The sequence below is a fragment of the Armatimonas sp. genome, assembly GCF_043760365.1.
In the GTDB taxonomy this organism is placed as follows: Bacteria; Armatimonadota; Armatimonadia; order Armatimonadales; family Armatimonadaceae; genus Armatimonas.
This window is the reverse complement of sequence record NZ_JAYUPA010000091.1, coordinates 1-2,334: the sequence shown is the minus strand read 5'-3', so window position 1 is coordinate 2,334 and position 2,334 is coordinate 1. Positions and strand designations below refer to the sequence as shown.

The window sequence follows — 2,334 nt, the reverse complement described above, 5'->3', positions numbered from 1 at the left end:
ATCTGGATCACGCGCTTGGCTTTTCCTCCCCCCCGGCCCCCGCCCGGCGAGGGAGTTTGTCCGTGTGCTTCCTCGGCGAGCAGGCTAGCGAGGGCGATAGAGCCCAAGCCCGTGGCGAGGTTTCCCAGAAAGGTGCGGCGGCTTATAATTGGCCTCCTCTTTGTCCCCCCGCTGGGCGGGGGTTAGGGGGTTGGCTAATAATACAAAAATTCATGGGCGTTAAAAAGAGCGCGGCAGAGCGCGGGTAGGCCGTCCTTGGCGACCAGAGTTCGGGCGAGGGCGAGCTCGTCGGTGCTTGGGCTCCGACCAAAGGCGAGACGGAAGGCGTGTGTGAGTTGCTTGTCGGGCGCAGTGCCCACCTCTTTTGCGATGCGCTGGGCGAAGTGCGCGGCCTGCTCGCGGACGAACGCACCGTTGAGGAGACTGAGCGCCTGGAGCGGGGTGGTGGTGGTCTCGCGCTTAGGGGCACGCTGGGCGCTCTCGGGACAGTCGAAGCAGGCGAGTAGGTTATCGCGGACGGCGCGGACGGCCATGCGGTAAATACTGCGTCGCCAGGTTTCGGGGCCGTAGCTCTCGGCGGGGCCGTAGAAGGCGATATTTTCCTGTTTGTAGGTAAAGAGCCGGTACGGAGGGCCGCCGATTGTCCGGTCGAGCGTCCCGCTGGTTGCTAGTACGGCGTCCCAGAGCGCTTCGCTCTCCATGCGCCGCAGGGGGCCGCGCCAGAGAAGCCGATTGCCCCCATCAAGCGCCGCCGCTCTGGGCTGAGGGGTCACGGCAGATTGTTTGTAGGTTTGGCTGGTGACGATCAGCTTATGGAGCTTCTTGAACGACTGGCCACCGCCCTGGAACCAGCCCGCCAGTGCATCGAGAAGCTCGGGGTGGCTAGGTTTTGCGCCGTTGTTGCCAAAGTCCGACGGCGTCGCGACTAAGCCAACGCCGAAGTGTTGCTGCCAGATCCGGTTCACGATCACGCGCCAGGTCAGCGGGTTCTCGCGGCGCACCAGCCAGTCGGCAAAGGCAAGCCTCTCCCCCCCTTCGCGAAGCCGGAGGGGGGCAGGGGGGAGGTTGGGCAAGCGAAGGGGGGGGGAGATTGCGGAGAGCGCCCCCGGCATGATCTCCTCAACGCGCTGCATCACATCGCCGCGTTGGAGAAGATAGACCGGCTCGGGGGCGACGAGTTTGCCAAGGTAGGCCCGCTTGCCGTCGCGGAGGGCGGCGGCTTTTTGTAGCAGCATGTCACGGTCTTTTAGAGGCACTGGTTCGTCGCCACGGGTCTCGTGGCTCGCCACCGTCCGCCAGCGCTCACCGTCTTCGGAGACCTCTATCTTGTAGGTCTGTGGCACACGATCCACCACCCGCCCCGAGGCATCCCGGCCCCAGGTGAGGCGGCTGATCGTGGTCGCGTGCGGCAGCTCGACCATGACCCAGCCCTTGCCCGGCTCGTTGCTGATCCAGGAGAACTCATTGCCCAGCCAGCCGTCGGTGAGGTGCGCAATCTGGTGAATCGGGTAGCCAGGAAGCAACGACGAGGCCGTGGGCTTGCCGTTTAGCGCGAGGTTCTCGGCGCTCTCCGGGCCGTAGAGCGCCAGCTCATCCAGGCAGGGCTCGCCGCCGCCTTGTGTGGTGAGAATCGTGAAGCGCACGAACTTCGCAAAGGCTGGAGGGAAGACTTCCTCATTACCGAGAGCCGAGAGCTTCTGCTCCGCTTTTGCCTGGTGACGAACCTCCCAGAGCACATTTTGATACGCCCGCTGGCGATCTGCCGTTTTTGTTTGCGGCTCCAGCGCCCGCTCGCCGTGATAGACCCCCGCAAAGACGGCGCAGAGCTTGTAGTAGTCGGTCTGGGGAATGGGATCGAACTTGTGGTCGTGGCAGCGCGCACAGCCCACGGTTAGCCCTAGAAACGTCTCCGATGTGGTGGCGACCATGTCGTCTAAGTCGCTGGCACGCTGCTGACGGGTGAGGACTTCATCGGGGCTCGGCACGTCGTCGTGGACACCCGCCACCAGAAAGCCCGTCGCTGCATCTTGCCCCAGTTTGTCGCCCGCAAGCTGCGCCTTCACAAATTTATCGTAGGGCATGTCGGCATTGAGTGCGCTTACCACCCAGTCACGGTAGGGCCAGGCATTTTCTCGGAGGAGGTTGCGCTCGTAGCCATTGCTCTCCCCGAAGCGCACCACATCCAGCCAGTACCGCGCCCACTTCTCGCCGTAGGTTGGGGACGCCAGCAATTTATCCACGAGCTTTTCATACGCATTAGGCCGGGTATCGCTCACAAACGCTGCAATCTCGCTAGGAGTAGGCGGCAGGCCCGTGAGATCAACAGTTACCCGC

Annotated in this window: 2 protein-coding genes; both read right to left on the bottom strand. The window is 63.6% G+C overall.

Going from position 1 to position 2,334, the window contains the following annotated elements:
• The coding region (locus ACH2EH_RS02315; RefSeq protein ID WP_395138500.1) for a twin-arginine translocation signal domain-containing protein at nt 1-146 on the bottom strand (146 nt) is incomplete at its 3' end.
• A gap of 48 nt (nt 147-194) precedes the next feature.
• The coding region (locus tag ACH2EH_RS02310; protein WP_395138497.1) for a DUF1553 domain-containing protein at nt 195-2,334 on the bottom strand (2,140 nt) is incomplete at its 5' end.